Here is a 2,726-nt window from a genome sequence, read left to right on the forward strand (position 1 = left end):
CGTCGGTGCCGGTGCCGGTGCCGCTGCCGACGCCCCCGAGCTCGTCGTCGCTGCCGACGCCGGCGGCCTCGCGCAGGCGCGCCCAGCCGAGCTCAACGGCGTGGTCGGCGGCGGCCACCTCGGTGTTCGCCGAGCGTCGGGCCTCGACGAGCTGCGCCGTCGTCGCCTCGTAGATCTCGGTGCCGAAGAGCGACTGGAGCATCGTTCGACGCTCCTCTCCCGTCGAGCGGAGGAACGCCGCGAACTCGCCCTGCGGCAGCACGACCGTCTGCACGAACTGCTGTCGCGTCAGGCCGAGGATGCGTCCGATCTCGCCGCCGACCTCCTGCGTGCTGGTCGAGACCGGCTCGCCCGCGGTCGCGTCGGGAGACGTGAGGCGCACGAGGGTCGCCGTGGCGTTCGCCGGGGTCGTGCCCGTGCCGCTCTTCTTCGGCCGCCGCCAGGCCGGGGTGCGCCGCACCCGGTGGATGCCCGCGGCGGTCTCGAAGACGAGCTCGACGAACGGCTCGACCTCGGGGGCGGCGTGGTGGCTGCGCAGCCGGTCGCGGCTGGCACCCTCGCCGGCGAGCGACCCGTACAGCGCGAAGACGATCGCGTCGATCACCGTCGACTTGCCCGCGCCCGTCGGCCCTTCGAGCAGGAAGATTCCGGACGCGCCCAGCTCGGCGAAGTCGACCGTGTGCTCGCCCGCGTACGGCCCGATGGCGCGGAGGGTGAGGCGATGCAGGTTCACGCGGACTCCTCGGCGCTGCGGGCGGTCTCGTAGGCGTGCCGCACGGCCGCGAGCTCGGCGTCGGTCGCCGGGGCGCCCGAGGCGAAGGCGACGAAGTCCGCGGCCACCTCGAGCGGGTCGGTCTCAGCGGTGACGAGTCGCAGCACGGGCGCGTCGACCGCGCCGATCGGCTCGTGCAGCACGACGAGCGCGTGGGGGAAGTGCGCCTTGACCCGGCTGTACAGCCGCTCGGGATGGACCGGGTCGGTGACGTGCACGCGCAGCCAGGCGTCGCGCAGCTCGTCGTGGCGACCAACGAGCAGGTGCTCGAGCGTGTCGGTCACCTCCGCGAGCCTGCGCGGGACGGGTGCAGGGACGAGCTCGACCGTCGCGCCTCCCCCGGCGTCGAGGTCGACGAGCGCGGTCGACTTGACGTGCCCGAGCTCGCCGAACGAGAAGGCCACGGGCGAGCCCGAGTACCGGATCACGGGTCGCTCACCGCGAGACGCACCGATGCGCTGGGCACCGTGCAGGTGCCCGAGCGCGACGTAGTCGACGCCGTCGAGCACGGCCGAGGGCACCGAGTCGACCCCGCCGACGCGGATGTCGCGCTCGCTCTCGCTGGCCTCGCCCCCGCTGACGAAGGCGTGCGCGACGACGACCGAGCGGGTGCCGGGGCGCGAGGCGAGGTCGGCACGCACCCTGCCCATCGCGGCCGCGACGACGGCCTCGTGCGACCTCGGCAAGGGCGGGCGCTCGGCATCGACGCCCGCGTCTGCGGCAGCCCCCGTGTCGGCGGCAGCCCCGGTGTCGGCAATCGGCGCGAGCGTGTGCCGGACCGTGTCGGGATCCAGGTACGGCAGCCCGTAGAACGCGACCGGCCCGTGCTCGTCGGCGACGACGACGGGCTGGTCGAGGGTCTCGACCGAGGCGAGCACGTGCAGCCCCGGCCGCATGAGCTCGGCCGCGAAGCCGAGCCGCACGGCGCTGTCGTGGTTGCCCGGGGTCACGATCACGACCGCGTGCTCGCTCAGCCGACGCAGGGCCGAGCCGAGGAGGCGGACGCTCGGCACCGAGGGGACGGCCCGGTCGTAGACGTCGCCCGCCACCACGACGACGTCGACGTCGCGCTCGGCGACGAGCTCGACGAGGTGGTCGACGAACGCGGCCTGGTGCTCGAGCAGGTCGACCCCGTGCAGGGTGCGCCCGAGGTGCCAGTCGCTGGTGTGCAGGATGCGCACGGTCGCCCTCTCGTCGTGGTCGGTGTGGCCGTGAGGGCCGTCGTCAGATCGCCGTCACTGTATCGGCGGCCGCCGACACCGCCGACACCGCCGGGACGCCCGTGGGGGACATCGGCACTCGCCCGGCACCGTTCCCGTACCCTCGAGCGCATGTCCGACGACGCCGGCACCTGGGTCGAGTTCGCCGACGCCCCGAAGCAGCGCGCGTTCCTCCGGCTCATGCGGACCGTCCTGCCGATCATGGTGCTCGTCGGCACGGCGAGCGCGTTCTTCTCGAAGTCGGGAGAGTCGCCGTTCCAGAGCTTCGGACCGATCGCCGTCCCGATCTGGTTCGTCTTCTGGAGCACCGTCGCGGCCATCACCTGGAACGTCGTGCTGCGCCTCTCACGGCCGTTCGCGGTCGACGTCGCGGGGCGGCGCCTTCGTATCCGGGGGAAGGTGCTCGCGTTCGAGGAGGTCGACTCGGCCGAGCTCGTGCCCCTGTCGAACGACGACGCCTCGGGGCTGCTGCTGAGGTTCGGGAAGAAGAAGGGACGCAAGGCGTCCGTGCTGCTGCGCGACCGCGCCGAGCCCGTCCTCGACGACGAGCGGCGCGAGCTGCTGCTCGCCGTCGTCCGCGGCTCCCGGATCGCCCGGCCGGTCAGCCCGCACGACCCGACGGGCGCGTTCGGCCGGTACAACTTCCCGGGGACGCTCGACCGCGAGGGCGCCGAGCAGGTCGTGCTGCAGCCGCCGGCACCGGGCGAGCACGCGCCCTGACCCGTGCCCGTGGC

The 2,726-nt window shown here is 73.8% G+C and carries 3 protein-coding genes; 1 reads left to right on the forward strand and 2 read right to left on the reverse strand.

The features are described from left to right. Together RWM17_RS13820 and RWM17_RS13825 are read right to left on the reverse strand one after the other, a co-directional pair. Window positions 1-733, reverse strand: a 733-nt coding sequence (locus tag RWM17_RS13820; RefSeq protein WP_314104606.1) for an SMC family ATPase, incomplete at its 3' end; no start/stop codon positions are given. Continuing rightward, window positions 730-1,953, reverse strand: a complete 1,224-nt coding sequence (locus tag RWM17_RS13825; protein WP_314104608.1) for an exonuclease SbcCD subunit D — start codon at window positions 1,951-1,953, stop codon at window positions 730-732. The genes RWM17_RS13820 and RWM17_RS13825, both read right to left, overlap by 4 nt. A 150-nt stretch (window positions 1,954-2,103) precedes the next feature. Between RWM17_RS13825 and RWM17_RS13830 the strand changes: the two genes are divergently transcribed. Then, window positions 2,104-2,712 (forward strand): hypothetical protein, encoded by a 609-nt coding sequence (locus RWM17_RS13830; RefSeq protein ID WP_314104610.1) that lies wholly within the window; start codon window positions 2,104-2,106, stop codon window positions 2,710-2,712. Window positions 2,713-2,726: the final 14 nt, after the last annotated feature.

Source organism: uncultured Frigoribacterium sp. (genome assembly GCF_963515265.1).
Classification (GTDB): Bacteria; Actinomycetota; Actinomycetes; order Actinomycetales; family Microbacteriaceae; genus Frigoribacterium.